The sequence below is a fragment of the Anabaena catenula FACHB-362 genome, assembly GCF_014698735.1.
In the GTDB taxonomy this organism is placed as follows: domain Bacteria; phylum Cyanobacteriota; class Cyanobacteriia; order Cyanobacteriales; family Nostocaceae; genus Anabaena; species Anabaena variabilis_A.
Window position 1 is genome coordinate 118,390 of the sequence record NZ_JACJTQ010000005.1, and the last position, 26,776, is coordinate 145,165.

Annotated in this window: 27 protein-coding genes; 11 read left to right on the plus strand and 16 right to left on the minus strand. The window is 39.1% G+C overall.

All coding sequences use genetic code 11. The annotated features are described in order from the left end of the window. The first annotated feature begins 292 nt into the window (after window positions 1–292). The 4 genes from H6G68_RS05775 (at window position 293) to H6G68_RS05790 (ending at window position 1,835) form a co-directional block, all read left to right on the plus strand. Complete coding sequence (locus tag H6G68_RS05775; RefSeq protein WP_190905779.1) at window positions 293–541, plus strand: hypothetical protein; 249 nt, start codon at window positions 293–295, stop codon at window positions 539–541. Continuing rightward, entirely contained in the window at window positions 541–957 is a 417-nt protein-coding gene (locus H6G68_RS05780; RefSeq protein ID WP_190905780.1) for a type II toxin-antitoxin system VapC family toxin, read from the plus strand. The genes H6G68_RS05775 and H6G68_RS05780 overlap by 1 nt, the downstream gene beginning before the upstream one ends. Before the next feature lie 239 nt (window positions 958–1,196). Then, window positions 1,197–1,433, plus strand: a complete 237-nt coding sequence (locus H6G68_RS05785) for a hypothetical protein (protein WP_190905781.1) — start codon at window positions 1,197–1,199, stop codon at window positions 1,431–1,433. A 3-nt stretch (window positions 1,434–1,436) separates the two neighbouring features. Further along, the gene (locus H6G68_RS05790) at window positions 1,437–1,835 is read left to right on the plus strand and encodes a type II toxin-antitoxin system VapC family toxin (RefSeq protein ID WP_190905782.1); all 399 of its coding nucleotides are present in this window, start codon (window positions 1,437–1,439) and stop codon (window positions 1,833–1,835) included. Window positions 1,836–1,849: 14 nt separating this feature from the next. Here the strand turns inward: H6G68_RS05790 and H6G68_RS05795 are convergent, their stop codons facing one another. The 4 genes from H6G68_RS05795 to H6G68_RS05810 all read right to left on the minus strand — a co-directional run bounded on the left by H6G68_RS05795 (window position 1,850) and on the right by H6G68_RS05810 (window position 7,888). After that, a complete protein-coding gene (locus H6G68_RS05795) occupies window positions 1,850–2,035 on the minus strand; it encodes a hypothetical protein (RefSeq protein WP_190905783.1) in 186 nt (61 codons plus the stop codon). 11 nt (window positions 2,036–2,046) lie between these two features. Further along, window positions 2,047–2,748: a DUF3223 domain-containing protein gene (locus H6G68_RS05800; RefSeq protein WP_190905784.1), complete on the minus strand. Its 702-nt coding sequence runs from the start codon at window positions 2,746–2,748 to the stop codon at window positions 2,047–2,049. Window positions 2,749–3,184: 436 nt separating this feature from the next. Beyond that, window positions 3,185–3,760: a Uma2 family endonuclease gene (locus H6G68_RS05805; RefSeq protein WP_190905785.1), complete on the minus strand. Its 576-nt coding sequence runs from the start codon at window positions 3,758–3,760 to the stop codon at window positions 3,185–3,187. Between the two features lie 141 nt (window positions 3,761–3,901). Beyond that, a complete protein-coding gene (locus H6G68_RS05810) occupies window positions 3,902–7,888 on the minus strand; it encodes a magnesium chelatase subunit H (protein ID WP_190905786.1) in 3,987 nt (1,328 codons plus the stop codon). 412 nt (window positions 7,889–8,300) lie between these two features. Here H6G68_RS05810 and H6G68_RS05815 point away from each other — a divergent pair, with 412 nt between their 5' ends. From H6G68_RS05815 to H6G68_RS05830, 4 genes are all read left to right on the plus strand, one after another. Then, entirely contained in the window at window positions 8,301–8,876 is a 576-nt protein-coding gene (locus H6G68_RS05815) for a Uma2 family endonuclease (RefSeq protein WP_190905787.1), read from the plus strand. A gap of 75 nt (window positions 8,877–8,951) precedes the next feature. Next, the gene (locus H6G68_RS05820) at window positions 8,952–10,073 is read left to right on the plus strand and encodes a pentapeptide repeat-containing protein (RefSeq protein WP_190905788.1); all 1,122 of its coding nucleotides are present in this window, start codon (window positions 8,952–8,954) and stop codon (window positions 10,071–10,073) included. A 503-nt stretch (window positions 10,074–10,576) separates the two neighbouring features. Then, window positions 10,577–10,873: a hypothetical protein gene (locus H6G68_RS05825; RefSeq protein WP_190905789.1), complete on the plus strand. Its 297-nt coding sequence runs from the start codon at window positions 10,577–10,579 to the stop codon at window positions 10,871–10,873. 4 nt (window positions 10,874–10,877) lie between these two features. Further along, the gene (locus H6G68_RS05830) at window positions 10,878–11,276 is read left to right on the plus strand and encodes a PIN domain-containing protein (RefSeq protein WP_190905790.1); all 399 of its coding nucleotides are present in this window, start codon (window positions 10,878–10,880) and stop codon (window positions 11,274–11,276) included. A 181-nt stretch (window positions 11,277–11,457) separates the two neighbouring features. Here H6G68_RS05830 and H6G68_RS05835 read toward each other — a convergent pair whose 3' ends face one another. Beyond that, on the minus strand, window positions 11,458–11,604 hold the full coding sequence (locus tag H6G68_RS05835) for a hypothetical protein (RefSeq protein WP_177176060.1): 147 nt from the start codon (window positions 11,602–11,604) through the stop codon (window positions 11,458–11,460). A gap of 296 nt (window positions 11,605–11,900) precedes the next feature. On the opposite strand from H6G68_RS05835, the gene H6G68_RS05840 reads away from it, so the two are divergent. Continuing rightward, window positions 11,901–13,166: a glycosyltransferase family protein gene (locus H6G68_RS05840; RefSeq protein ID WP_190905791.1), complete on the plus strand. Its 1,266-nt coding sequence runs from the start codon at window positions 11,901–11,903 to the stop codon at window positions 13,164–13,166. 18 nt (window positions 13,167–13,184) lie between these two features. Here the strand turns inward: H6G68_RS05840 and H6G68_RS05845 are convergent, their stop codons facing one another. The 3 genes from H6G68_RS05845 to ftsH form a co-directional block, all read right to left on the minus strand. Next, window positions 13,185–15,839 carry a two-partner secretion domain-containing protein gene (locus H6G68_RS05845; protein ID WP_190905792.1) on the minus strand — a complete coding sequence of 885 codons (2,655 nt, stop codon included), beginning with the start codon at window positions 15,837–15,839 and terminating at the stop codon, window positions 13,185–13,187. A gap of 58 nt (window positions 15,840–15,897) precedes the next feature. Beyond that, window positions 15,898–16,281, minus strand: coding sequence for a hypothetical protein (locus H6G68_RS05850; protein WP_190905793.1), 384 nt, complete (start codon window positions 16,279–16,281; stop codon window positions 15,898–15,900). A gap of 421 nt (window positions 16,282–16,702) precedes the next feature. Next, window positions 16,703–18,598, minus strand: a complete 1,896-nt coding sequence (gene ftsH, locus H6G68_RS05855) for an ATP-dependent zinc metalloprotease FtsH (RefSeq protein ID WP_190905794.1) — start codon at window positions 18,596–18,598, stop codon at window positions 16,703–16,705. Window positions 18,599–18,890: 292 nt separating this feature from the next. Here ftsH and H6G68_RS05860 point away from each other — a divergent pair, with 292 nt between their 5' ends. After that, window positions 18,891–19,436, plus strand: a complete 546-nt coding sequence (locus H6G68_RS05860) for an NADPH-dependent FMN reductase (protein ID WP_190905795.1) — start codon at window positions 18,891–18,893, stop codon at window positions 19,434–19,436. Between the two features lie 69 nt (window positions 19,437–19,505). Continuing rightward, window positions 19,506–20,069: a Uma2 family endonuclease gene (locus H6G68_RS05865; protein WP_190905796.1), complete on the plus strand. Its 564-nt coding sequence runs from the start codon at window positions 19,506–19,508 to the stop codon at window positions 20,067–20,069. A gap of 98 nt (window positions 20,070–20,167) precedes the next feature. Here the strand turns inward: H6G68_RS05865 and H6G68_RS05870 are convergent, their stop codons facing one another. The 8 genes from H6G68_RS05870 to leuD form a co-directional block, all read right to left on the minus strand. Further along, complete coding sequence (locus H6G68_RS05870) at window positions 20,168–21,595, minus strand: calcium-binding protein (RefSeq protein ID WP_190905797.1); 1,428 nt, start codon at window positions 21,593–21,595, stop codon at window positions 20,168–20,170. A gap of 337 nt (window positions 21,596–21,932) precedes the next feature. Continuing rightward, the gene (locus H6G68_RS05875) at window positions 21,933–22,319 is read right to left on the minus strand and encodes a type II toxin-antitoxin system VapC family toxin (RefSeq protein ID WP_190905798.1); all 387 of its coding nucleotides are present in this window, start codon (window positions 22,317–22,319) and stop codon (window positions 21,933–21,935) included. Further along, window positions 22,316–22,543 carry a type II toxin-antitoxin system VapB family antitoxin gene (vapB, locus tag H6G68_RS05880; protein WP_190905799.1) on the minus strand — a complete coding sequence of 76 codons (228 nt, stop codon included), beginning with the start codon at window positions 22,541–22,543 and terminating at the stop codon, window positions 22,316–22,318. Before vapB ends, H6G68_RS05875 begins: the two co-directional genes overlap by 4 nt. A gap of 63 nt (window positions 22,544–22,606) precedes the next feature. Beyond that, window positions 22,607–22,882: a BrnA antitoxin family protein gene (locus H6G68_RS05885; protein ID WP_127055259.1), complete on the minus strand. Its 276-nt coding sequence runs from the start codon at window positions 22,880–22,882 to the stop codon at window positions 22,607–22,609. A 46-nt stretch (window positions 22,883–22,928) separates the two neighbouring features. Then, a complete protein-coding gene (locus H6G68_RS05890; RefSeq protein WP_190905851.1) occupies window positions 22,929–23,531 on the minus strand; it encodes a Uma2 family endonuclease in 603 nt (200 codons plus the stop codon). Between the two features lie 430 nt (window positions 23,532–23,961). After that, window positions 23,962–25,077, minus strand: coding sequence for a ferrochelatase (locus H6G68_RS05895; RefSeq protein WP_190905800.1), 1,116 nt, complete (start codon window positions 25,075–25,077; stop codon window positions 23,962–23,964). Between the two features lie 581 nt (window positions 25,078–25,658). Further along, window positions 25,659–25,892, minus strand: a complete 234-nt coding sequence (locus H6G68_RS05900; protein ID WP_190905801.1) for a DUF3134 domain-containing protein — start codon at window positions 25,890–25,892, stop codon at window positions 25,659–25,661. Window positions 25,893–26,126: 234 nt separating this feature from the next. After that, window positions 26,127–26,735 carry a 3-isopropylmalate dehydratase small subunit gene (leuD, locus tag H6G68_RS05905; RefSeq protein ID WP_190905802.1) on the minus strand — a complete coding sequence of 203 codons (609 nt, stop codon included), beginning with the start codon at window positions 26,733–26,735 and terminating at the stop codon, window positions 26,127–26,129. Between the last annotated feature and the right edge of the window lie 41 nt (window positions 26,736–26,776).

Consider the following 26,776-nt stretch of genomic DNA (forward strand, 5'->3'; position numbering starts at 1 on the left):
TTTAGTTTTGGTATTAGTGTCTAAATCGTCATTCTTATTTCTCCTATAAACCTCGGTTAGTTTCGCCGGGGTTTTTTATTGCTTAATTTTCTTTCATCCAATCCGCTGGTTTCTCGAAGAGTATTTTTGAATGTAGCGATCTGCTGAAAGCAGCAGCGCTTCGCTATCGCACTCCCCACATCCTTAAGCAGCGATGCCTGCGGCGAGCGTAGCTATCGCACAAAGAAGTTGTATAAGGTTTAAAAACTTGATATAATGTTAATCAAAACTGTTGAATTTTTGTAGAAAAACTATGTCTCAAGCAATTGATAAACCTATAATTCAAGAAAATATACTGTTAGAGCAATTTAGAAATCTAACTATTGAACAACAACAAACTATATTAGATTTCGTGGAATTTATGAACAGTAAAAAGCCAAAATCACAAGACAATCAAGAAGTTTCAGCTTATGATTTAGCTAAAGAATGGGCTGGTTCTGTAGAAAGTGGGATTGGTGATTTATCTACCAATAAAAAGTATCTTCAAGAATTTGGTAAATAATGAAATCAGAAATTATTATAGATACTTCGCCTTTAGTTGCTTTTATTGATAAAAGTGATAATTTTCATGAATGGACAGTAGAAACATGGAAAAATTTACGTCCTCCTTTATTTACTTGTGAAGCGGTTATTGCGGAATCTTGTTTTTTATTACAAAATGTTCATGGAGGAGAAAGTGCTATTTTATCTTTATTGGAAGCAGAAGTAATTAAAATACCTTTTGATTTAAGTGAAGAAGTAACAATAATTAAGCAATTAATGAAACAATATCAATCTGTTCCCATGTCTTTAGCTGATGCTTGTTTAGTAAGAATGAGTGAATTAATTAGAGGAAGTAGTATTTTCACTTTAGATAGTGATTTTAGGATTTATCGTCAATATAAAAATCAGGTTATTCCTGTTATTAGGCCTGAATAATATCATTAATTACACCACAATCTCCCCTACATCCCCAAACGAGATCGCACCCCAAACATCCCCCAAACAGCGAACTGACAAGTCAGCGCTTGCGCTATCGCACTCTCCATATCCTCAACAGCGAACTGACAAGTCAGCGCTTGCGCTATCGCACTCTCCATATCCTCAACAAGTGATCGCTTATCTATAGTGTATAGTTAAAGTAATAACATCAGCTAAATTGGCTCATGGTAAAAATTATGTTGCAAGCAATTGAAGGAATTTACAAAGATGGTAAAGTAGAACTTAAAGAATTACCATCTGATATTTCAGAAAGTCTGGTTATTGTCACTTTTTTAAAATCGGAAAAAAATCAGCAGAAAAATCAAATGATGAAGTTTGGTATGTTTTCTGGTAACAACCAGTCAACAGAAGCGGATTTTGAAATTGCTGAATTTCATGGGGATAGTGAGGACAGCTTAGATTGGTCGTCATAAATTATGAAATATGTCTTAGATACTCATGCTTTAATCTGGTTTCTGGAAGGTAATTTAAAGTTAGGTGCAAATGCTAAAGCTATCCTTTGTGATCCTGATTCAGAGTTAGTTATTCCTGCAACTACTTTAGCTGAGGCTGTTTGGATTGTAGAAAGAGGTAGAACATCTATTTCTGCTCCTAAAGATGTAATTTTAGCAGTAGAAGCTGATCCTCGTGTGGTAATTTATCCACTTGATCAAGATGTTATTGAAATGACTATGAGCTTATCTGCTATTAATGAAATGCACGATAGACAAATTGCAGCAACTGCGTTAGTTTTAGTAAGTAAAGGTGAAATTGTACGGTTATTGACGTGCGATCAAAATATAACTGCTTCGGCTTTGGTTGCTATTGTTTGGTAGTTTGTAAATGAAGTCTATTTTAGCGATCGCATCCCCACCCACATCCTCAAACAGCGATCGCATTCCCAACATCCCCAAACAGCGAACTGACAAGTCAGCGCTTGCGCTATCGCACTTCCCCACATCCATAAACGCGATCGCTCTCCCACATCTCCAAACAGCGATTGCTCTCCCAACTTATTCCTAAACGGCGATCGCACTATGCCACGATTTACGCGGTTTGGAGTATTATCGACCAGTCGACTCGTTCCGTCGAAAGCTGAGAGTGTCCTGTACGAGAAACCAGTCGCAGTTCCGCATTTTCGTTGTGGTACCCCACCCAGTCGTCATTAAGTTGCCGATCTTCAAAAATGGGAACAGTACCATTTCGTGAGCCGACAGCAACCATTAGCGGATTGATACTCGATTTTAGTGTAAAGTCAAAGAGTAGGCGATCAAATGTAAGTGGTGCCACATGATCAACATCCGAAGTCTCTCGCGTGATATTTATTCCAAGGATCGGGCAAGTCGAGTTGGTAGCAAGACATTTGTCGCGAAATGAACGTATTTCTGTAGTAACTGCTGTGCGCGCCGCATTGCGATAATCGGTCAAACCTTGCGGTAGTAGGTCTTTTTTTCGTGTCGTTGGGATCAGCTTGATTGCGTGCGGAAAGCTAATGTCAATCATAGAACCATCGGTTCGTTGCAGTGCAAAACAACGTGTACCATACTCTGTTGTTTGCGTTGCCACCGATTGAATGCCACATGAGGATTTCGTGTCCCATTCGTCGTGAAATCTAAACAGGGCGAATAGAAACGGTAGATGTATATCCGCAACGCAAGCACCGTTTGGCGTTGACTCAAGGATCTCACGGCAACGTTTCGTCAAAAGCTCCTTGGTTCTGAATTCTTCGTTTGCAATCAGATACGGCATAGTGGCATAGCATAGTTATTATACATGAATTTTCTATATAATTTTTTATATACAACCATATAGTAAGCATTACAGGCAAATCTTGTCAAGTTATGCAGAAATTTCTTGATAATATCTCTATCAGCATCAGCGCATTATACAGAAAAATTGAGTAATCGCGTGATCGCCCAACTCAACACTAAGATATCACAATACTGTCAGCACTAACGTTTTGTTACATAACACCATAGCGATGTCAACAAAATTTAAAATTAGGTGAGAGAACCTGTATTATTTGTTAATATTCATCAATAAATATGTTGTTTTCTATATCATTTTGTGTCAGATATTAGGATAAAATCCCCACAGAATCGGAGTTTTCTGCTAAAAAACTCTTATTGCCGAAAATAATCGAAGTTAAAAACATTTACCTAGTTAAATAAATACCTATATAATTTTACCAAATCATCCCCAAATTCAAAACAAAACCATTTAAAACATCTTCCCCCGAAACCGTAGCAGGAGATTCCAAAACCTCAACCTCTTTTCCTGGTCTATAAATCTCCACTTGACGAGATTTACGATTAATTAATATACCCAAACGTACACCATTATCTATATATTCCCTCATCTTTTCCTGTGTAGTCTTCAAACTATCACTAGGAGAAAGTAACTCAATGACAAAATCAGGACAAATAGGAGGAAACTTTTGTTTTTCTTCATCAGTTAAAGCATTCCATCTTTCTAACTTTATCCAAGAAGCATCAGGAGAACGGTCTGCACCATTTGGCAATTTAAAACAAGTGGAAGAATCAAAAGCTATCCCACTACCATCAGCATCAGTCCAATTAAATAATTGTTGATTGAGTCTACCATTCCGATTTCCCGTTTCTCCTCCGGTTGGTGGCATAATAATTAAATCCCCATTTGCAGTTCTTTCAAATCTCAATTCCCGGTTATTTTGACATAGCTGAAAAAACTGATCATCAGTCATATCTATCACTGATTTTAAACTCACAGTTAAAGCATTCATAACCATATCCCACAACTACAATAATTATCACTTTACTCAAATCATAAACTAATCTTTCTCTTTCTCCGCGCCTCTGCGCCTCTGCGTGCAAAAAAATCAAAATATCAAAAATAGGCAGGTATAAAACCTGCCCATCTAAACCTATTCTATACCCTCAATCCGGTTTTCCACCTCCTGATACAACTCACGTAACCGGTCTAAATTCTCCTCGCTAGTTTCCCAATAACCGCGTCCATTCATTTCCAACAAAGTAGAAACAATCTTGCGGAAAGAATGAGGATTGAGATTCATCAAACGCTTTTGCATTTCCTCATCTTTGATGAAAGTTTCGTTCGTGTCCTCATAAATCCAATTATCCACAGCCCCAGCAGTCGCACTCCAACCAGTAGTATTGACCAACCGTTTAGAAAGTTCGCGCACACCTTCGTAACCGTGAGATAACATCCCCTCATACCATTTGGGATTTAATAACTTAGTCCGCGCATCTAAACGCACAGTTTCTGATAAAGTTCTGACCTGTGCATTCGCTGTAGTTGTATCTGCAATGTAAGAAGATGGTTTTTTCCCATCTGCACGCAGACTTGCCACTAACTTAGTCGGATCTGAGTCAAAATAGTGGGAAACATCTGTTAAACTAATTTCCGAAGAATCGAGATTTTGGAAAGTTGCATCAGCAGTTTTCAAAGTAGTTTCAAAAATCTCCCGTGACTCATCCATAACCCCAGGATTATCAGAATTGAAAGAGAAAGATTTGCGCTTCAAGTACATTTCTTGCAACTCAGCTTCACTATCCCAAGTGCTATTCTCCACTGCAAGGTTAATATTAGAAGAATAAGAACCAGAAGCATTTGAGAAAACGCGAGTTGCAGCTTGACGCAGATTTATCCCCATTTCCTCAGCTTGTTTCAAAGCGTGCTTGCGAACAAAGTTCATTTCCAAGGGTTCATCAGCTTCAGCAGCCATTTTCACACCTTGGTCAAGCAGGTTCATTTGGTTAATGAACAAGTCGCGGAATACACCAGAACAGTTGATTACAACGTCAATTCTGGGTCTTCCTAACTCCTCTAAAGGTATTAATTCCAACTTGTTCACCCGTCCCAAAGCATCGGGAACTGGACGCACTCCCACCATCCACATAATTTGGGCGAGGGATTCACCGTAGGTTTTGATGTTATCTGTACCCCAGAGGACACAGGCGATGGTTTCTGGCCAGTTGCCATCATTTTCTGACTTATTCCGTTCTAACAACCTATCAACGACGATTTTAGCTGATTGAACTGCGGCGGAAGTGGGGATAGATTGGGGATCTAAGGCGTGTATATTTTTACCTGTGGGTAATACGTCAGGATTACGGATAGGATCTCCACCGGGGCCAGGGAGGATGTATTCACCAGCTAAACCTTGGAGAAGTCCACCGAGTTCGTTATCTGCACAAACTTGTTTTAAGCAGAATTCCAAATATTCAAACAGGGGTTTCAACGCAGAGGTGTCAACGTTGTTAAAACCTGATTGATACAAAGATTCAACCCAAGGTTCTTTTTTACCCATGTTGAAGAAGTTCAACTTGGAAACTAGGGAAACTCTACCTTCTGCGTCAATTTGTTCTTGTACTAATGCAGTTACAGCCGCACGGGTAGCTAGGGTGATATCTTGTAATAGTTGCACATCTGCCAAAATACCGGCATCGTTGTTTTTGTAGATATCTTCAATGTTGCGTCCCAGACTTCTAGCAATAATTCCGGGTAAACCTTGAATTTCTTCCTCTTGCCGATCTAAACTAGCAATGTTGACCAAAGTTGCGATCGCTTCTTCGGCAGTTGGTGGTTTACCAATTACGTGCAGTCCACAAGGTAACAACCGCGATTCAATTTCCATCAACCGACGATAGACGTTACCAACGATCTTATCCCGTTCTTCCGGGGACATATCCTTAGAATCGGTTTCGGGGATGTGAATATCCTTATCTAAGTTGACAATGCGGCATTTATCCATGATGGAATTGACAATGGAAACACCGCGTCCTGTGTCTTTCAAAGTTTGGTAAGAAGCAATTAACTCGCTGAGTTCCTTCAAACCTTTGTATAAACCAGCATTTTCCGCAGGTGGTGTCAGGTAAGAAATTGTTTCTGCATAACTGCGACGTTTAGCAATTGTGGCTTCACTGGGGTTATTGGCTGCGTAATAATACAGATTCGGAATTGAGCCAATTAGTTGATCTGGATAACAGTCACCAGACATCCCCATTTGCTTACCAGGCATGAATTCCAGAGAGCCATGTGTCCCAAAGTGTAACACAGCATCAGCACCCCAAATTTTCTCTAAATAGGTGTAGTAAGCTGCGAAACCGTGGTGAGGACTAGCAGAACGGGAGAATAACAACCGCATGGGGTCGCCTTCATAACCAAATGTTGGTTGCACTCCTATGAAGACGTTACCGAATTGCTTTCCGTAGATTAACAGGTTTTGTCCGTCGCTGTTTAAGTTTCCGGGAGGTGGTCCCCAGTTTTCTTCTAAGCGTTGGGAGTATGGTGTCAGTGCTTCATATTCTGGCACGGACATTTTGTAAGCAATGTTCAGTTCGGGACTGTTGTATTGTGCTTGTGCGTCGTGGATGACTTGTTCTAGCAACTCTTGGGGAGTTTCGGGAATGTCCTGCACGTCGTAACCGTTGTTTCTCAGTCCTTTCATGACTTCATGGATAGAACCGAATACGTCTAAGTATGCGGCTGTTCCCACATTGCCTTTATCGGGAGGGAAACTGAAAACGGTAATGGCAACTTTTTTGGTTAATTTGGGTTTGCTACGCAGGTTTGCCCATTTTAACGCCCGTTGCGCGACGATTTCTACTCGATCTTGGAGTGCGATCGCTCTGCCTGTTGTCCCATCTTTACCTGATAATATGATTGGCTCAATCGCCCCGTCAAGTTCAGGTATAGCAATCTGTAGAGCCACTTGAATGGGATGTAACCCCAAATCGCTATCTAGCCATTCTTCCGTGGTTTGGAAGACCAAAGGCAACGCCACCATGTAAGGGCGATTTAACCGTTTTAATGCTTCAATAGCTTTAGGATGGTCTTGTCTAGCGGGGCCGCCCACCAATGCGAAACCAGTTAAAGATACTACTGCATCTATTAACTGCATTTTTGTTGTCGGTTCATAGAAATAAGCTTCTATGGGTTTAGAGAAATCCAAACCACCTGCAAATACAGGCAGAACTCTTGCCCCTAGTGATTCTAATTCCTGGACAATTGCCACATAATGGGCATCATCGCCAGTAACTAAGTGAGTTCGTTGTAAAACCAAACCTACGCATGGCGCAAGAGGATCTTTGAGGTCTTTGGAAATGTCCTTCCGGGCAGAATACCAGTTCAGATATTCTCGCACATCCTCGAACATACTCGGCGCTAAGGGATGCCAAATCCCCATATCGGGATAAACAACTGGTGCTTCATACTTAGCCGCAGCAAAGTTTTCTTTTTCTACGCCTTTTAATACGTATTTATCAGCCAGCATCAGCAAGAAGTTTTCCAGGTTTTCCGCTGAACCACCTAGCCAATACTGAAAACTGAGCATGAAGTTTCTCGCGTCTTGTGCTTTTTCCATTGGTAGGAATTTCAGCACTTGGGGGAGAGTCCGCAACAGTTTCAGCATTCCATCTTGGAAACCAGCGCCAGATTTTTCTTTGCGCTTCTTCATGAAATTAGCGATAACGCTCTTGGATTGTCCTAATTGCGCCAAAGAGAAACTACCCATTTTATTCAGGCGCATAACTTCGGGCATGGAGGGAAAGACAACCGCTACATCTAGATTATCACGATGGGGTTCAACCGCCGCAACTACTTTTTGTGCTAAGTCTTCAATAAAAATCAGAGAAGCAATGAATATATTAGCACTTGCTATATCGCGCTGAAACTCTATATAGTTTTCAGATCCGCGCAGTTCTTCAATCAAGTATCCACTGATTTCTATGGCTAGACTGGGATGATTGGCGTTGATTTCCCGTACCGCTTGTGATAATGCACTTTGGTATTGGGATTCCAGTACGACATAGACAACCTTGATTAACTTACGTCCCCGTAAATCGTCAGGTGCAATATGTCTAATAGTGGACTTGACTTGGGTAAACATTCAAATAAGCTCCTTTCAGGCGTGTTCTCGCAAAGTTCATCACGGCTGATATGGCCGTTTGTAACTTTAATTATTTTCGGCAATAAGAGTTTTTTATCAGAAAACTCCCATTCTGTGGGGATTTTGTCCTATATCTGACACAAAATGATATAGAAAACGAAATAATTATTTACAAAGCTTAACAAAGAATGAAGATTCTCTCACAGGATTTTAAATTTTGTTTACACAACTAAATGGTTAATTAGTTATATAATAACAGACATATTCAGCAAACTGGACAATCTATAGTTTGGGTTGACAGTATAAAACCCGACATTATGACAAAGTAAAGCTACAAATTGATAGCTAATAATATAGAATGGGGTATGAGATAGTTAAAATTTCTTCCTGAACATTCAATGAGGATATGACAATGAATGCTTTAACTGTCAATTTAAAATCAGTAATAGAAATGACTGATGAGCAGTTTTTTCAGCTATGTCAAAATAACCAGGAATTAAGATTTGAAAGAAATGCCAATGGAGAATTAATAATTATGCCACCAACGGGAGGAGAAACGGGAAATCGTAACGGGAGAATCACTCAACAATTAATGAATTGGACTGATGCTGATGGTACTGGCATCGCTTTTGATTCTTCAACTTGTTTTAAATTACCAAATGGTGCAGATCGTTCTCCTGATGCTTCTTGGATCAAGTTAGAAAGATGGAATGCTTTAACTGATGAGGAAAAACAAAAGTTTCCTCCCATTTGTCCTGATTTTGTGATTGAGTTACTTTCTCCTAGTGATAGTTTGAAGACTACACAGGAAAAGATGAAGGAATATATAGATAATGGTGTGCGTTTGGGTATATTAATTAATCGTAAATCTCGTCAAGTGGAGATTTATAGACCAGGAAAAGAGGTTGAGGTTTTGGAATCTCCTGCTACGGTGTCGGGGGAAGATGTTTTAAATGGTTTTGTATTGAATTTGGGGATGATTTGGTAAAATTATATAGGTATTTATTTAACCTGGTAAAAGCTATTAGGAATTTAATTTAAGTAGATAGGATACATTGAATCTATGAGATCAAATCACAAAAATAATTACAACAAATACTACAACCAATATCCAAATTTTCAGGGTGCAAATCTCAAAGGCGTAATCTTTGTAGATTTTCTAGAAGAGTGTTTAAATTATCAAACAAATTATTCACGTTTTCATGAAGTAGGAGAATTGAGTACAAACCTATATTCTCAGAGATATTATCGAGATGGGAGATTAATATTTCGAGGAGCTAACTGTCAAGGTGCTAAATTTGAAAGAGTAGAAGAATTTGTACTAGAAGAAGCGGAGTTTCAAAGTGCTAAATGTCAAGACGCTGATTTTCAAGGTATAAACTTGCGGATCGCACAATTTCAAGGAGCAGACTTGAGAAACGCAAATTTACAATCTACTAATATTTGTGCGGTAGGATTTGAAGGAGCAGACCTTAGATATGCTAATTTAAAAAATGCAGATGTCAACGACTCTAACTTCAAAGGTGCGAAACTTCAAGGAGCTAATTTAGAAGGATGTCAATATCTCAATGGTGCCATTTGGACTGGGGCTGAATATGATGATGATACCATATTTCCTGATGATTTTATTCTAGAATATTACGGGCTAATTAAAAAACCTACTACCAAGCAGTCTAATAATAAAAATAGACAAGCACATTCAAATAATGTAGAAAATTTACAACAAAAAGAGGAACAATTTTCTAAAAAAGCGTGTATTGAAATTAAAAAATATATTCAAAATCGCCAAGGACAAGCAGAATTTAGGCGAGAATTACTTAAACTTTATGACGGTTGTTGTGCAATCACAGGTTGTAGTATTATTGGCGTGTTAGAAGCAGCCCATGTTAAACCTTATAGTATTTCTCAACAAGAGAATAAATCAGAAAATGGCATTTTATTAAGAGCAGATTTACATACTCTTTTTGACCTTAATATCATCGTTATTCATCCTGCATCTAAAAAAATAGAAATACGTTCTGATTCTCCAGAATTAGATAAAATGCTGCGTATCTCAGAATATCAAGAATTTAACGGTATAGTATTACCATCTTATGAAGAATTTGGGGTATGTCCAGACTATGAATATCTTAAATGGCGATATGACAATTATGGAAAATTTGTAAAAAGATATATTAATGTATAAGACTATTTTACGTTAGAAGATGATGGTTTCATGTTCTAAATTAAATTTTTCACAAGAATTGGTTTGTGGGAAGTTGAGGATTATTTTGTCTGAATCAGGATGTCCACCGATTAAAGGATTTACAGGATGTTATTTAATGATAGTTTGTAGGAAGTTGTGTATTTTTTCGTTTATTATGATTCAGACAATTATAAGATTCTCTACCAACAAATAACTGATAAATTACATCCTGTACATCCTCAAATCCTGGATATCCTGATTCTGACAAAAATTATCCGCGTTCATCTGCGTTCACCTCTTAATCAATAATCAAAAATAGACAATACTAAAAAGTAGGCGATCACCTAAAATTAGTGTAGTTGTGAGCGATAGCGAAGCGCTCCGCAGGAATCGCATTATCAATGAAATCTCTGTTTGGGAATGAGTATTAAAAAATTAATTTATTGAACGATATAATATAAATAAGAATTAGATTTTTCTAACCCACAAACAGAGTAAATATCATGCAAGAACAATTAACAGACTATCAACAGGAACTAACAGAGCGCATTTCTCATGTTGTAGATAAACTAATTCGTGGTAGTAGTTTCTATATGGTGAAATTAGATCAACATGAAATGATCGAAATGTTGGTAGAATTATTTGGGAAATTTTCACCAGAAGAAATGAGAGCAATTAAAGATCATGATTTAACTAGAAGAATTGATAAAATTCTTGTATTAGAAGCTGTTGCAGGAACATTAAACGACTTGTCACCCGAAGAAATAGCGATTTTTGATGCAGCAGTGGAAGGAAAATAAAACAGTGAATTATTTATTAGATTCCAATATAGTTAGTTACATTTTGAAAAAGAATGTCATTGTAGATAATAAACTCCGAGAAGTCAATAGTCAAGGAGGAATGGTGTTTATTAGCTGCATTACTTACTATGAAATCAAAAGAGGACTTTTATCAATTAATGCTGTAAAACAATTGGCTGAATTCCATATCTTTTTTCAAAAATATCAAATATTATTTTTAGATGATTTAGAAATTATTGAAAAATCTTGTGAAATTCATGCAAAATTAAAAGCTAAAGGTACACCCATCCAAGATGCTGATGTTTTAATAGCAGCGACAGCAATTGTCCGCGATTTAATTCTAGTTTCTAATGATTCTGATTTATTAAGAATTGAAGGGGTTAATTTAGAAAATTGGTTATGATTCTAAAATCATAAAGATACACTAACAACAGATAGCTAGAATTTTAATATTTGCTTTAAAAAATCAAATGGAATTATCCATCTATCTACACGGACAATTCCATTAATCTGTTAGAAGTTAAGAGCCTTAAGCCCATTTTGTACGGTACAAGGAATTCTTTTGAATTTACTGTTGATAACAGTTATTTACTTAAACCATCATATCTGTTTGGGTCTTTTTTCTCCTTTTTGTCCTTGGGATCTTTTTTAGGCTTTTTAGCTTCTTTATTACCTTTTTTTTCCTTAGACATCGGTATTACCCAGCTATGTTTACTTGTCAAAGCTTCCATATTCTGCTATCAGTAAATCAAGGTGTAGCTTACTTGGTATACTTTGACAACAGCAAAGAAAGCATTGCACATTTATCGCTACTAACTACTATGATACATCGTTATTTAATTTTATTATTAATTTGATTAACTATGATACAAAACTTTAGATCCTATATTCCTATATCCTATGGAGATTTTGAGAGGATGTTTCCGAATTTTTACGCATTTTTAAATTACATACCTTGATTAAGCAACACCAAAAAACCCCTTACATCACAATCTATTTATTGTCTTCTAAATTAGGTAATAATTAAATGACTCCACCAGTAGATATTCTTATTCTCTCCAATGGCCCAGGAGAAGTTACAACTTGGGTACGTCCCGTTGTCAAAGCACTAAGACAACAACTAGGAAATGACCGTTCACAAGTGAGAATTTCTGTAATATTATCACCTTGTCCCCATGCTAGTGGCAAAGAAGCTGCTATAGCTAAATCTTACCCAGAGGTTGATAGAGTCCAAACAGCAGAACATTTTTGGCAGTTCTTATTATGGGGAAAAACCGCAGAAAATTGGGACTGGAGAAGTAAAGGTGTAGTGGTATTTCTGGGTGGAGATCAAATTTTCCCCGTTATTATTGGCAAAAAATTAGCATATAAAACCGTAGTTTACGCAGAATGGGAAGCACGTTGGCACAATTTAATAGACAGGTTTGGGGTAATGAAAGCGAAAGTTGTAGAAAATGCCTCTCCTAAATATGCTCATAAATTTGCCGTTGTTGGTGATTTAATGTTAGAAGCAGCCGCAGAAGATGAGATAAAATCCAAAATCCAAAATCCAAAATCCAAAATTGAAATAATTGGAATTTTACCAGGTTCAAAAGCCGCAAAATTAACCCAAGGTGTACCGTTAACTTTAGCTATTGCTGAATATATCCACACAAAAAGACCTCAAGCAAAGTTTGTTATTCCTGTTGCACCAACTTTGAATTTGCAAACTTTAGCGAGTTTTGCCGATTCCCAAAAAAACCCTTTTATGCAAACTTTTGGCGCTAATAATGCGTCCTTAATTATCCCAGAAAAAGATAACCCAATATTGAAAACAGAAACAGGATTAACTATCGAATTGTGGCAAGAAAATCCAGCATATGAATTATTATCTCAGTGCAGTATTTGCTTAACTACAGTCGGTGCAAACACCGCTGAACTTGGTGCTTTAGGCGTACCAATGATTGTTTTATTACCTACTCAGCAAATGGATTCTATGCGTTCTTGGGATGGTTTACCAGGGTTGTTAGCTAATTTACCCGGTGTGGGTACAAATTTTGCCAAATTGATTAATTGGTTTTTTATCAAACGGATAGGTTTATTAGCATGGCCAAATATTTGGGCGCAAGAAGAAATAGTACCAGAACTTTTGGGTAAACTCCAACCCTCGGAAGTAGGAGAAAAGGTTTTAGACTTTTTAGAAAATCCCGAAAAATTGGCAGCTATGCGAGATAAACTTCGCAGTGTTAGGGGTGAAAGTGGTGCAGCACAAAAGTTAGCTACTTTGGTAAAAGAAGAAGTAGAAAGTTTTTAAAAATGAAGATATATAAAGCTAATTGCGACTATAAATATGACAACTAGGATGAGTTAATCCCGCATTTTGAAGCGTAACTTTTGGCGCTTCGGCTGTGAGAATTACTTTACCATCAGCAGCAATTATCCAGCCTTGTGCTTGCTGAATAACGTGATTGGGAATATTTCTTTTCTCATTATTTATCCTTTCTAGCGGACGAAAGACAAGAGGTAATGTCTGTTGTTTCTCTGAACGAGTTACCCATTCTACTAACCCAGGTGAATTGCTAATTAACTCATCAGACTCAACAGGTAAACCACCCTTGCCCGTAATTGTAAAAGAACTGCCTCTAGCAATTTGCTCCTCGGAACAAATATCTTTTCCTATTAATGATTCTGCGTCAAGTAAATTATCAGGTAAATCTATTAACCCAGAGAGCGGATCTGCATCAGGTTTAATGATTTGCACTGTACCACTTAACTGAGGATTTGCTCCTGTTGCAGTGATATCGCTTTTGGGAGTAATTGCATCCCGGAACTCTATACCAAATATACCTTGAGCTTTGATTTGTATTTGACCACCGCGAAAGTCTGTAGAATCTGCACGGATATCACTATTGTTAATTGCGGCTAAGACATCGGTTTCAATGTTGATGTTACCACCAATTACACTATTTCCTGTGGCATTGGTAGTGATATTGCTGCCACGACGTAATATTAAATTTTGGGAACGGATGTTAATAGTTGCTTGCGGTTTATTGAAGTCTTGATTAGTGTTACTGGCAAGGGTGTTAGCACTAATGGTGGCGTTGTTGTCTAAGTTGATAGAGCGAGAATTGACTTCCAGATTGCCTGCCTTGCCTTTGCTGATAGCATTTACAGTTACTACAGCGCCATCTTGTAGAAGCAATTTAGGAGTGTTAATTGTCAGGTTTCCCCCGTCTCCTGTGGTGTCGGGATTACTTCCAGTTAGACCAAAGCCCACTCCAGATGCAGCAGACAAGGTACTGTTAATACCAATAACTTGAATAGAATCAGTAGCATTGATAGTCAAATTCCCGCTTTTTCCTGCACTAGTTGTGCCAGTATTAATTTGCGCCCCATCTTGTACAAGTAATTGACGGATGTTAATCGTCAGGTCTCCCCCGCTTCCTGCGCTATTTGTGCCAGTAAGAATTTGCGCCCCATCCTGTACAAGTAATTTAGGAGTGTTAATTATTAGGTTTCCTGCATCTCCTTCACCACCTGCTGTTCCAGCAAGCAAGCCACTGGGAAAACCATTTGCGTTAGTACCAGTACCAATCAGTTGGATAGAATCAGTAGCATTGACAGTTAAATTTCCGCCATTCCCTGACCCAAATGTGCCAACACCAACCTGCGCTCCATCCTGTACAAGCAATTTACTGGTGTTAATCGTCAGGTTTCCTGCATCCCCTTCACCGCCCATAGATGTAGCTAATAAGCCAGTGAAAAAATCACTGGTTTTAGTACCAGCACCAATAAGTTGGATAGAATCAGTAGCATTGATGGTTAAATTTCCTCCCTTTCCTGCACCATATGTAGTGGTATCAACCGAAGCCTCATCCTGTACAAGCAATTTACTAGTGTTAACCGTCAAGTCTCCTGCATCCCCTTTTGCATCCGCGTAAACTTGAGCATACAAGCCGCTTTCATGACCAATTATCTCTATCAATTCAGTAGCATTTACTACCAAATTGCCTCCTTTTGCTGCCCCCAGTGTACTTGTTTCTATCCGTGAACCATTGGTAAGAGTTACACGTTTACCAATGACTTGAATATCACCAGTACCCACACCACTGGCATCTACTGCTGCTTGTTGAGATAATTGGATGTTTTTGAAGTTAGAAGTGCCTTCATATCCTAAAGAAAAGCCTTTATTTATCGGGGTGAGACTAACAAAACTGTTATCCCCCACACTACCCAACTCTATCCTTCCTCCAGCAGTTTTCAGGGTTGCACCTTCTAGGGAAATATCACCACCAACTAAGGCTAAGGTTTGATTTGGTTCTACCCGCAACCCTGCTGTAGTATCAATTAATTGAGATGTAGTCCTGATCCCATTTCCATCACCCTGTACCCGAATTTTCCCTGGATTCACTCCATACTGCAAACCCAGGGGAACACGGATAGTTAACAAGGGTGTGATTTGGCTACCATTGACATTAAATTCAAAACCATCAACAAATTTGATACTACTGGCTGTACTACCAATAAATGAACCGCGAATATCCAAGCTGGCATTTTTTCCAAATACAATACCCTGGGGATTGATTAAAAATAAATTAGCTGTTCCCTCTACTCCTAATTTGCCTAAAATATTGGAGGGATTACCACCGGTTACACGATTTAATATATTTTCAATGCCAGCAGGATTAGCAAAATAAACACTTCTATTTGCACCAACATTAAAATCTTTGAAGCTGTGAAATAAATTCACGCCTCTAGTTGCGCCTTTTTCTATGCGATCGCTAAATGAGTCAATGGGTTTAACAACTGAGCTTTCTGCACCTAATGTATGATCTGGCTTGAGTTGAGCGAAGACGCTTTGCTGGGAATGGATGAGCAGTTCTGTTGTTGCTAACCAGGTGGCTATGATTATTTTATAAAATCGTTGTTGCCATTTACATCTGGTATATGTGCCGTAAATCTGAGATATTTGAATGTTGGATTTCACTTTAGTTTAAATTAAGCTTATGTAGTAGGTATTAATACGATTTTTTCTTGTAATACTCTTAATCTGATGATTCCCCATCTCTGCGTCCTAATTCAAAAATACCTGTACCCATACAAGCAAGTATGCCGATGCTAATTCCCCAGCTATCACCTAAACTGATTTCCAAACCCCAGTTACATAAAGCACCAAATACTATGAAAGGCACAATGCTAAAAAGTGAAGCGTAAAAAGCATTTTGCGATTCTCTGGCTTTACGTGTTTTTTCAAATTCTGATTGACTGGTGTAGAGAAAGCGTTCTGCAAAATTAAACCACCTGTTCAATTGCTCTGTCACCCATTCCCTAGTTGAAGCAAAACCGATATATAGCGCCAAAGACCACACACAGGCTCCTGCGATCGCAATTTTATCTAACTCAAAGCGAAAAGGCAATATATCAAACATGGCGCGATTTAATTCTCTAATGCCTAATTTTACTCTAATTTTACCTTAATTTCTTCTTAAATCGACATATTAGTAAATTTTACCAAGGTTGGCATCTCTAGATGATTAGAAATCATGGCTACAAATAAAAAAGTTCTCAAACAGTCTTTTTAATTTTTTCACTAATCAGAAGAATCAATAGACATGGAAGTGAAAATTAAAAAATTACAGCAGATTTCCGGTTGCAGGAGGTACAAAATTTAAGAACAAAGCCTTATGCTACAAAACTTTCAACCCTATTATCTATTCTCTGTTCCCTGCGGTAAATATGCATTATGCTGAACCCTTGTAGAGACATTGTATACAACGTCTCTACATTCTTTTTCACTCCCATATCTATTTAATAGTCTATTCAACTAGACCATTGACACTTAATGATTACCTAATACGGCACAGCCAACTTTTTATCTGTAACTTGAATCAGCGTATTTTCCCCTACAATCTTGCGGAATAAATCCCCATCAATTGTTTCCTGTTCCGCTAACAAATCGACTAAACGCTCTAAAACAAAGCGATTTTCTTCTAAAATTTCTTTGGCTTTGATGTAGCAATTGTTAACGATTTCCCGGACTTGAGCATCAATTTTAGCGGCAATTTCCTCAGAATATTCTGATTTATTCCCCCAGTCACGCCCCAAGAATACTTCCTGATTTGGACTTTCCAAGGAAACCAGTCCTAATTCCGACATCCCAAACCGTGTCACCATTTGTCTTGCCATGTTTGTGACTTGTTGTAAGTCATTTCCAGCACCTGTGGTTACTTCCGCCTTACCAAAAACAATTTCTTCAGCAGCACGACCACCCAAAGCGGCTAGAATCCGCGCTAGGATTTGAGAACGAGAAATTAGTCCTTGTTCTTCATTCGGCGTAAACCAAGTTAATCCCAGGGCTTGTCCTCTAGGAATGAGTGTAACTTTTTGTACTGGGTCATGGTCTTTAATTAATGTACCTACTAAAGCGTGTCCCACTTCATGGTAAGCAATTAGGCGTTTATTTTTGCTGTCTACCAAGGCTGCACCTTCCATTCCAGCGACAACCCGATCTACGGCATCATCAATTTCTAGAATGGTAATGGCTTCTTTGCGTCTTCTGGCGGTGAGAATAGCGGCTTCGTTGAGGAGGTTAGCTAAGTCTGCGCCGGTGAATCCAGGTGTGCGTCGAGCGATCGCATCTAAGGACACACTAGCATCTAATTTCTTGTTCCTGGCATGAACTTGTAATATCTCCAAACGTCCTTTCATATCAGGTGCGTCAACAGTTACCTGTCTGTCAAAACGACCGGGACGTAAAAGTGCGGAATCTAAAACATCAGGACGGTTGGTAGCAGCAATAATAATAATGCCTGTGTTACCTTCAAAACCATCCATTTCGGTTAATAGCTGGTTGAGGGTTTGTTCTCTCTCATCATTACCACCACCGATACCCGCACCCCGTTGTCTACCTACGGCATCAATTTCATCAATAAAGATGATACAAGGAGCATTGTCTTTGGCTTTCTTGAACAAGTCGCGGACACGGGAAGCACCCACACCCACAAACATTTCCACGAATTCGGAACCGGAAATACTAAAGAATGGTACAGCAGCTTCCCCTGCGATCGCTTTTGCGAGTAAAGTTTTACCAGTCCCCGGAGGTCCAATTAACAGTACACCCTTGGGAATCCGAGCGCCCACAGCAGTAAATTTCTCTGGTTGTTTGAGGAAAGTCACAACTTCTTGCAGTTCTTCTTTCGCTTCTTCAATCCCAGCTACATCGTCAAATTTTACCCCTGTTTTCGCTTCCATTTGGAACCGAGCGCGGGATTTGCCGAAATTCATTGCTTGGTTAGAAGCATTAGTAGAACGACGGAGGAACAAAAGCATTAAAGCTACCAATGGCAAAATCCACATCAGATTGATTAACAACCCCACAGCAGCCCTACTGTTAGCAGAGGAAACCTCACCAAACTCAACGTTTTTTTCTTTGAGTTTGTTAATTAACTCCGAGTTTTGATCTAAAAGTCTTACTGGTATAGGTGGTGCATCTGGTTTTTGATCTGCCAAATAAACTTTCGCTATTTGTTCAGTTTCATCAAGTTCTACTTTTTTAACTTCCCCTTGCTCTGTTTTTTGGAGCAATTGCCCATAACTTAAGGAATTAGCCGCTGATTTTTGTGCCAAGACAGGAGAACCACCAACAATTCCTGGCAACATGATCATACTGGCTGCTAAAGCCCCAGTCCAAGCAATGCCATGTGTTGAGCGCTGTTTCTTCAATGCCTTTTTTCCAACATTTGTCATAATATTTACCCTTTCTCTTTTGGCATAAGCTGATATTTGGTTTTATGCCTATTCTTCTAGCAAAAATTCCAATAACTGGAAATTACGGTTTTCCTATCTAGTCTAACTTCCTGACAAAAACATTCCCACGTATTTACTACTGAACTCATGTAGCTGATCAACTAGGGTAATCTAATCCTCATAACATCAAGTTCTCCTGAAACTAAAATTTGACATATTACGCAATCAATCGCTAAGATAATCATAATCATAATGACTACGCTTTTTAAAATTCTAGTTTGGTGGGTGAACTATGGTAAAAATTGTTGGTATTGGTGGTAGTTTAAGACCCGGCTCCTATACCCAGCTAGGGTTACAAGTAGCAGCCCAACGAGTAGCAGCTTTAGGTGCCGAAGTCGAAATTCTTGATTTACAACAAATGCAGCTACCTTTTTGCAATGGTGCTAAGGAATATCCAGAATATCCAGATGTACAACGGTTGCGCGATACTGTTGCTAATGCAGACGGCTTGATTTTGGCCACACCAGAATATCATGGTAGTGTGAGTGGCGTGATCAAAAACGCTTTAGATTTAATGACTTTTGATCAACTGTCTGGGAAAGTTGCTGGTTTGATTAGTATTTTAGGTGGACAAGTAAATAGTAATGCTCTCAATGACCTGAGAGTAATTCTCCGCTGGGTGCATGGTTGGGTAATTCCCGAACAGATTGCGATTGGCCAAGCTTACAGTGCTTTCAGTCCTGAAGGTAAGCTGCTGGATGAAAAATTATCTCAACGGTTTGATCATTTTGCTCAGAGTTTAGTTGATAATACTCGGAAATTGCGGGGAGTTAATTAGAAATAGGGAGACATGGGGAGGATATTTACCAGCTATTCTCCCTAAATAAATAGATAAGGAAACCTGCAAATGGTACAAACACCTGCTCAAATTATCACCCTAGAAGAATTCCTAAAACTGCCAGAGACAGAACCTCCCAGCGAATATATTGATGGACGCATTATCCAAAAACCAATGCCACAAGGAGAACATAGTGCAATTCAAACTGAGCTACCACCTGCAATTAATCTGATATTAAAACCCCAAAAGATAGCCAGGGCTTTCTCAGAACTTCGTTGTACTTTCGGTGGACGCTCAATTGTACCTGATGTTTCTGTCTTTTGTTGGGATAGGATTCCACGTCAAGAAAATGGTAGAGTTGCCAATGTTTTTGCGATCGCTCCAGATTGGACTATCGAAATTCTCTCACCTGATCAAAGCCAAACTAAAGTTATTAAAAATATTATACACTGTCTCAATTATGGAACTCAGATCGGCTGGCTGATTGACTCAAAAGAAGAATCTGTGTTCGTTTATTTTCCAGATCAAGCAACTGCTTTTTATGAGCTACCAAATGCACCGTTGCCAGTACCAGCATTTGCTAAAAACTTTAATCTTACTGTAGAAGATTTATTTGCTTGGTTATTGGAGTGAGTAGATGATTTTGGTGAATTAAAAAATAGATCCCCGATTTCTCAAAGAAGTCAGGGAAATGGATATTACGTTTTTAGTTGAGGATATTATTTTGGTCTTTAAACATAAACAAAGTAACTAGCCGTCCGGTTTAGTCCTGAAGAACCCTGCACAATACCAACCAATTCGTCTGTAGAGTTGAAAATCCCATTATTATTCGTGTCTAGATAGATAGCAGTTCCAGAAACACCAGAAATAGGCGATGTACCCAAAATATATTTACTCGCAGATCCTTCCAATTGAATCTTATCCTGAGTGGAATTGAAGTCTTTGATCAGAGCATAGTCACCCAAACCTGAACTAGAATTATTGCCATCGTTGTAGAAAGCCGTAGTGCTGCTGCTCAGTATAAAGCGGTCATTTCCGCTGCCACCTGTAAAAGTGTCTATTGAGCCAACTCCATTATCTGTACCAGCACCGGTGAGAGTGTCATTACCAGCGCCACCATTCAAAGAATCTTTGCCACCACCACCATTAAGTACATCATTTCCATTGTCGCCATTCAGAACATTGGCTACAGCATTACCAGTGATTGTGTCATTGAAAATTGAGCCTGTGACGTTCTCAACATTGGAAATAATATCGTTTCCTGCACTACCACTCGCGAGTCCAGTCGCCAGATTGACGACAACTCCTGAACCGACAAAACCGTACTCAACGGTATCAATACCACCTCCACCATTGATGGTATCTGCACCAAATCCCCCTAAGAAAGATTCATTAGCAGCAGAACCAGTCAGCACGTCGTTAAAACGAGATCCGAATACCCGCTCAATGGACACTAAGGTATCATTACCGCTACCACCAGTCACAACTCCGGTGGACAAATTCACATTGACTGCTGAGGTAGCATCAAAATAGACAACAGTATCAAATCCAGCACCGCCATTAATTGTATCAGCGCCGCCAAACCCCTGTATTTGGTTATTTCCAGCGTTTCCAGTCAGTACATCGCCGTATGCTGACCCCTCAATATCCTCTACATTGGAAATAACCGAAGTGCCATAAGAAGTAATTGCTTTCCCTGTTGAGAGATTAACAGTTACTCCCTGGCTAAATTTTTGGAAGGTTAAGACATCAATACCAGCCCCACCATTGATAGTGTCGTTCCCCTTAGAGCCGTAGAAAAGATCATCGCTCGCAGAGCCGAGGAAACTATCATTCCCCCGATAGTAATATTGATAATAGTCGTATGATGACGTGCCGATAGTTAAAAGGCTATTTCTTGTCGCAACGTCAACGTTCAAATTTGTCTCCTGGCTTTTGAGTTGGCCGTTACTTCCGAAGTAATAGACTGAAGTAATAGTTCCAGAATTAAAAAATCCGTTCCAACCATAGGTGAAATTGATGCCTACATTACTCTCCCGCAGAACGCCACTGCTATCTAGCACTTCAAAATTTGTGGACGTTTGCGCCCCATAGTATTGGGCAAGCCAAGTAGTATCCCCCGTGTACCTATTACCTTGAAATAAAACGATATTAGCCATAAAACATTTCCTCCCGATTCAATGTTTGGTGTGAATTTATCTTGAGTGCAGATGTCATTTTTTTCTGAGTTACTCTATCTGTAATTACGGATAAAGAAGTACGAACCTAATCGATATCGACACTCAGCAAAAAACCTGCCAGACTAAAATTAGGCTTAACCGCAGCCATTAAGCAGTTAACTGATGTTGCTACTGTTGAGCTATCAGTTGCCGCGATAGTTAATTTGCTATGACGAGATTAAAACCTACGTTACAAGTATAGTTTATACACAGTTAATTTGTCGATTTAGCTATTAAAGCAAGTAAAATCTAAAATAAATGGGAGTATTTACCTTCTTTATGACCACACCCTCTGCACGGAATAGGCATCAAAAGCCACATCACGACTAATCAAAACTAGAGAATGATTTATGGCTTGTGCCACCAAAATCCGATCAAAAGGATCACGATGATGCAGGGGTAAATAACGGAATTGAACCGTATCAGTAAATGTCACAGAGAGAATCTTGATATCCGCAGCAATGAGTTGAGGTTCAATTTCTTCAAACGTACCCTGTAGGGTTAGTTTGCCAATGTTGAGTTTAATTGCTATTTCCCAAATACTGGCAATACTCAAAAAAACAGCTTCAGCAGATTCAATCTGATTTTTAGTTGCTGCTGGCAAGTTGGCATCATTAGAGACAAACCAGATAAAAGCATGAGTATCTAATAATAATTTATTCATTCCATATATTCTTTCATATCTTCAAGTGGCTCATCAAAGTCATCCGGCAGTGGTAAAACAAACATTCCTTTCATTGTTCCAGCAACACGACGCTTCTTTGTCGGTTCGGCTTGGGCAGAGTCTTTAGCGTGCTTGTCTATCAAAAATTCAATGTAATGAAGTACCTCTGTCTGAAGAGACTCAGGGAGTTCTTCTAATTTTTCTAAAATGATTGGCTGTATCATTATATTCTCAACTCCAAACCTCGGTTAAAGCAACACAAAAAGAGGACAAATAGGCATAAAAATTTACTCATGAGCCTCCATATAGGCTCTTAATAAAGCGTTGATTTGAGTTTGATAACCACGCCCTTGAGACTTAAACCACTCCAAGACATCACTATCAATGCGTAATGTTACTTGTGCTTTGTTTTTAGCAACAGGTAAACCCCTTTTCACCACTGCTTTAGCAAATAATTCAGGTGTAATTTCCGGGCAGTCTGACAAATCAATATCTTCATCAGTCATTGCATCTAAACGCTGCCAATCAGTTTGAGATTTGCTCGAAATAGGTTCGTTGTTCATAGTTGGTTGCTTTTCGTGCAGAAATAAACCGTAAGCTTTAATATTTTTATCTCCAAACCTCGCTTAAATCCAACACAAACCCAGGTAAAACATCTTCCCCAGACAAAGTTACAGGATGATCCAAAACGTCCACATCTTTACCTGGACGATAAATTTCCACTCGTTGATTTTTGCGGTCTATCAACCAACCTAAACTAGCGCCATTTTCTATATATTCTCTCATTTTGGCTTGCAACTTTTCCAGAGAATCAGTTTTAGAACGTAATTCCAAAACAAAATCAGGACAAATAGGTGCAAAACTTTCTTGTTGTTCTAAACTAAGAGCATCCCATCTTTCTTGACGTACCCAAGCAGCATCAGGAGAACGGTCAGCACCATTAGGAAGATGAAAACCTGTTGAAGAGTTAAATGCTTTACCGAGTTTATTTTGACGGTTCCACAGCCACAGTTGTCCAGCTATATCAAAGTTTCTTTTTCCGGTATAACTTCCCGTAGGTGGCAGAATAATTAACTCTCCCGTAGCAGTTCGTTCTAGTTGTAAATCTCGATTAGCAAGTGCCAAATCAACAAACTGCTCATGGGAGATTTTCAACGTTATTGTAGTAGGGATATTCACAGCCATAACTGGAGATACATTAGCTTGTGTCATCATTCCCTCCTGAAACTGGTACTTGTTTTGTAGTTATCCCTCTTTTGTCACTTTTCGGGAGGGCAATCTCTGAAAGCCTTATCAACCAATCAATTCAACCTATCCTATTAGAAAAAAATGGGTGTTGTATTTGTTATTAGAAAGAAATTGTGCAATCGCTTGGTATATAAAAGCTCTAGAATTCAGAAATGGCAAATGTTTTCGGAGAGTGACAGAACAGGGTTATACCATTTCTGTATGAAGATGCGCCTAATTAGCAATTAGCCCAGGTCGGTGGGCTTTGTTTGTGTAGCCCCAGAATTCTATTCTAAGGGGAAATATACCGCAACCTCATAGAGAGTTGGTATTAGTTCCAGATTAACATTCAAACTTAAAACAGGAAGCAGGAGTAATTCGTAATTGGGCGGGGAAACCCCGCCCCTACTGTCACTTAATGGTGATGATGATGATGAGTTATCGCTAACTCTCTATTAACTACCATTTCTTCAGCTTGCATTAATTCTGCAATATGAGCATTTGCCCATTCAGCAGCCATATCTAAAAATTGCGGATTGTCATTTACACAAGCCATTTGTAAATAATCAACATCAGAATGCTGTTTCTCTAAATCATGGATGATGTGGTGAACATCCAAAAGAGTTTCGTGGTTTTCTGTCGCAAAACCAATAGGCATAAAGACTATCACTTTTGCACCCAATTGAATTAGATTTTGCGCCGCTTGGGTTGCATTTGGTTGTGTCCATTCAATTAGGGGTGTGTCGTGGTTGAGCCAACCTACAGAAATTAAAGGATAACGGTTAATTAACTCATTTCTGACTAATTCGTAAAGCGCTTGACTTTCATCAATTCCCGAAGTAAATCCCTTGGCTTTGTGGGGACAACCGTGATTCATCAGCACAATACCGATTTGGGAAGGTAAATAAGCTGCGGCTACGTCAGCATTAATTTTCTCTTCCACCAACTGCGCCATCAATTTGATATATCCTGGTTCATTGTAGAACGAAGGAATATAGCGCATAGCCTTAACCCAATGTTCTTCACCATCAGCTAATTCTACAAGAGCATTATTCACTTGCTCAATAGCAATACCACTGGTGAAAATGGAATCTACAACCAAAAGTGGATAAATCAAGATTTTGCTAAAGCCTTGATTTTTAATTTCTGCTAAAACTTGATTTGGCAAAAAAGGAGCGCAAAAGTTAAAAGCTTTGAAAACTTGAACACCACCGCCCCATTTGTGCTGTAATTCGTGTTCAATACCAGCCCTTTGCTTTTCAAAGATGGCATTGTGTGGGGAGATAAAATCGTGGTGTGTGTGTCCCCATTCATGACGGTCAAATAAAGCTAAAAGCTTTGCTAAAGGAGGATAAATCCAAGTAGGAACAGGTGCGAATTTCGCAGTCAGTAGATTTAAAGCTTGTTCGTTATAGTTAGCAAAATCTTCGTAGCTTTCAACTTCGCCGTAGCCCATGAGTAATACGGCTACACGGTCTTGGCTGGGTAGATGCTCGTGGGTATGTTGCAGTTTTTCCGGCGTTGCAACCACAATTAAATCCTCAATATAACCAGAATGCAGAGAGTGTAAACAGGAACAACATCAAGCCCTTTTAAATACTTATCATTAAGACAAACGCGGTTACGCAGTGAGTTTTTTTTGATAAGCAATTAGCCGATCTTGATATAACTGTAAATTCCCTATACTCATTAATTATTATCCCTTCCAGGGGGATAGGATAGACATAAACATAAAAATATACATCTAAAGATATAGTTTTGCTATTTCTTTACATAGAGGCTTGAGTATTTAGCAATGTCTCCGCAGGAATATAGGAGAGCAAATTTCAGTAAAATTTCTCATAGGGGCAGAAATCACCACATAGTTAAAGTTTTATCATGTCCGCCTAATCACTTATCAAAAAAAATCTCCGCGTCTGTGCGTCTCCTTGTCTCCGTGTCAGTCTAAATGATAAGTATTCAACCGGACATGATATTACTCGCTGTCTTGTGACTTCTGCCTTGTATAGCAACGGACAGGGCGGTTAGGACACCAAGTGATTATAAAACCTAGACACCAAAAGACGTTTCAAACTGTTACCTGTCACCTGTCCCCTGTCACCTGCTATAGTACTAATCTTCTAAATCAATTTCTGCGTCGTCATCATCATGATCATAGGGGATATCATCGAGGTCTATGATTTCAGAAATTTCTTCCACTTCATTGAGACGATCTGATTCTATCGGTTCACGCGCTATTAAGCGTCCAGTGGATTTTAGCCATTCCAGAAGCACAAATTCATTACTTGTACGAATTACAGTAGCTCGTTGGTTGCGAGGTTGTTCATGCAAAGGGCCGTTAAGCATAAAAAAATTCTCTTTGAATTGGGGAAAAACTAGATTGACTCAAAAGTTGGACAGAAATGCTTTTTTTAGTTCCGTTAATGGTGTTCTAAACTGGCATCTCTGCATGGAAATAACCTGACAAGTAAATAATACTCTCAGTTTAAACTATCTTGACAAGAAAATACTAACTTTACTATAATAGTTAACTTTTTTATATCGTCCGGTTCCCCAGCCCAGCCAGGGAACATATGACAACTAACTTGCTGCTAATTTCTCCCAACCAATGTAAGGCAATTTCGCTGCGGTGGCCTTTACCTGTTCTGCATTTGCGACTAACTGTCCGCAAGCGTCCCAAGTTCCCGAAATAAAAGTGCTTCTCGTTCCTTCACCAAGGAAAACTGGGGCGGTAAAGTCACCAATCTGCACTTGCAATTTTTCCAAATCTATGATAAGGGATGCTTGGGGATTAGCCGTGACTAATTCTTGCAGTTGTTTGACTGTTTCGCTAGGTGCAGTTACGCATGGTATGCCCATTGCGACGCAGTTACCAAAGAAGATTTCGGCGAAGCTTTCACCAATGACGGCTTTGATTCCCCATTTTGCTAGGGCTTGGGGTGCGTGTTCTCTTGATGAACCACAGCCAAAGTTGCGGTTCGCTATTAATATTTTCGCGCCTCGGTATTGGATTTGGTCAAATGGGTGTTGACCGTTTAAGGCTTTTCTATCGTCGATAAATACCCCTTCTCCTAAACCGTCAAAGGTGACTGCTTTTAGGTAGCGGGCGGGTATGATTCTGTCTGTGTCTATGTCGTTACCGATCAGGGGAACGGCGTTACCGGATATTTGTTTTACTTCACTTACCATAGTTTTGAGTTAATAAGAGGCTCACGCAGAGGCGCAGAGGC

Coding starts and splice junctions, on each gene's coding strand:
- H6G68_RS05780 (WP_190905780.1), top strand. CDS start 541: ATGAAATCAGAAATTATTATAGATACTTCGCCTTTAGTTGCTTTTATT.
- H6G68_RS05815 (WP_190905787.1), top strand. CDS start 8,301: ATGAATGCTTTAACTGTCAATTTAAAATCAGTAATAGAAATGACTGAT.
- H6G68_RS05785 (WP_190905781.1), top strand. CDS start 1,197: ATGTTGCAAGCAATTGAAGGAATTTACAAAGATGGTAAAGTAGAACTT.
- leuD (WP_190905802.1), bottom strand. CDS start 26,735: ATGGTAAGTGAAGTAAAACAAATATCCGGTAACGCCGTTCCCCTGATC.
- H6G68_RS05890 (WP_190905851.1), bottom strand. CDS start 23,531: ATGACACAAGCTAATGTATCTCCAGTTATGGCTGTGAATATCCCTACT.
- H6G68_RS05870 (WP_190905797.1), bottom strand. CDS start 21,595: ATGGCTAATATCGTTTTATTTCAAGGTAATAGGTACACGGGGGATACT.
- H6G68_RS05875 (WP_190905798.1), bottom strand. CDS start 22,319: ATGAATAAATTATTATTAGATACTCATGCTTTTATCTGGTTTGTCTCT.
- H6G68_RS05900 (WP_190905801.1), bottom strand. CDS start 25,892: ATGCTTAACGGCCCTTTGCATGAACAACCTCGCAACCAACGAGCTACT.
- H6G68_RS05805 (WP_190905785.1), bottom strand. CDS start 3,760: ATGAATGCTTTAACTGTGAGTTTAAAATCAGTGATAGATATGACTGAT.
- H6G68_RS05885 (WP_127055259.1), bottom strand. CDS start 22,882: ATGAACAACGAACCTATTTCGAGCAAATCTCAAACTGATTGGCAGCGT.
- H6G68_RS05865 (WP_190905796.1), top strand. CDS start 19,506: ATGGTACAAACACCTGCTCAAATTATCACCCTAGAAGAATTCCTAAAA.
- ftsH (WP_190905794.1), bottom strand. CDS start 18,598: ATGACAAATGTTGGAAAAAAGGCATTGAAGAAACAGCGCTCAACACAT.
- H6G68_RS05810 (WP_190905786.1), bottom strand. CDS start 7,888: ATGTTTACCCAAGTCAAGTCCACTATTAGACATATTGCACCTGACGAT.
- H6G68_RS05850 (WP_190905793.1), bottom strand. CDS start 16,281: ATGTTTGATATATTGCCTTTTCGCTTTGAGTTAGATAAAATTGCGATC.
- H6G68_RS05800 (WP_190905784.1), bottom strand. CDS start 2,748: ATGCCGTATCTGATTGCAAACGAAGAATTCAGAACCAAGGAGCTTTTG.
- vapB (WP_190905799.1), bottom strand. CDS start 22,543: ATGATACAGCCAATCATTTTAGAAAAATTAGAAGAACTCCCTGAGTCT.
- H6G68_RS05820 (WP_190905788.1), top strand. CDS start 8,952: ATGAGATCAAATCACAAAAATAATTACAACAAATACTACAACCAATAT.
- H6G68_RS05825 (WP_190905789.1), top strand. CDS start 10,577: ATGCAAGAACAATTAACAGACTATCAACAGGAACTAACAGAGCGCATT.
- H6G68_RS05835 (WP_177176060.1), bottom strand. CDS start 11,604: ATGGAAGCTTTGACAAGTAAACATAGCTGGGTAATACCGATGTCTAAG.
- H6G68_RS05860 (WP_190905795.1), top strand. CDS start 18,891: ATGGTAAAAATTGTTGGTATTGGTGGTAGTTTAAGACCCGGCTCCTAT.
- H6G68_RS05775 (WP_190905779.1), top strand. CDS start 293: ATGTCTCAAGCAATTGATAAACCTATAATTCAAGAAAATATACTGTTA.
- H6G68_RS05790 (WP_190905782.1), top strand. CDS start 1,437: ATGAAATATGTCTTAGATACTCATGCTTTAATCTGGTTTCTGGAAGGT.
- H6G68_RS05840 (WP_190905791.1), top strand. CDS start 11,901: ATGACTCCACCAGTAGATATTCTTATTCTCTCCAATGGCCCAGGAGAA.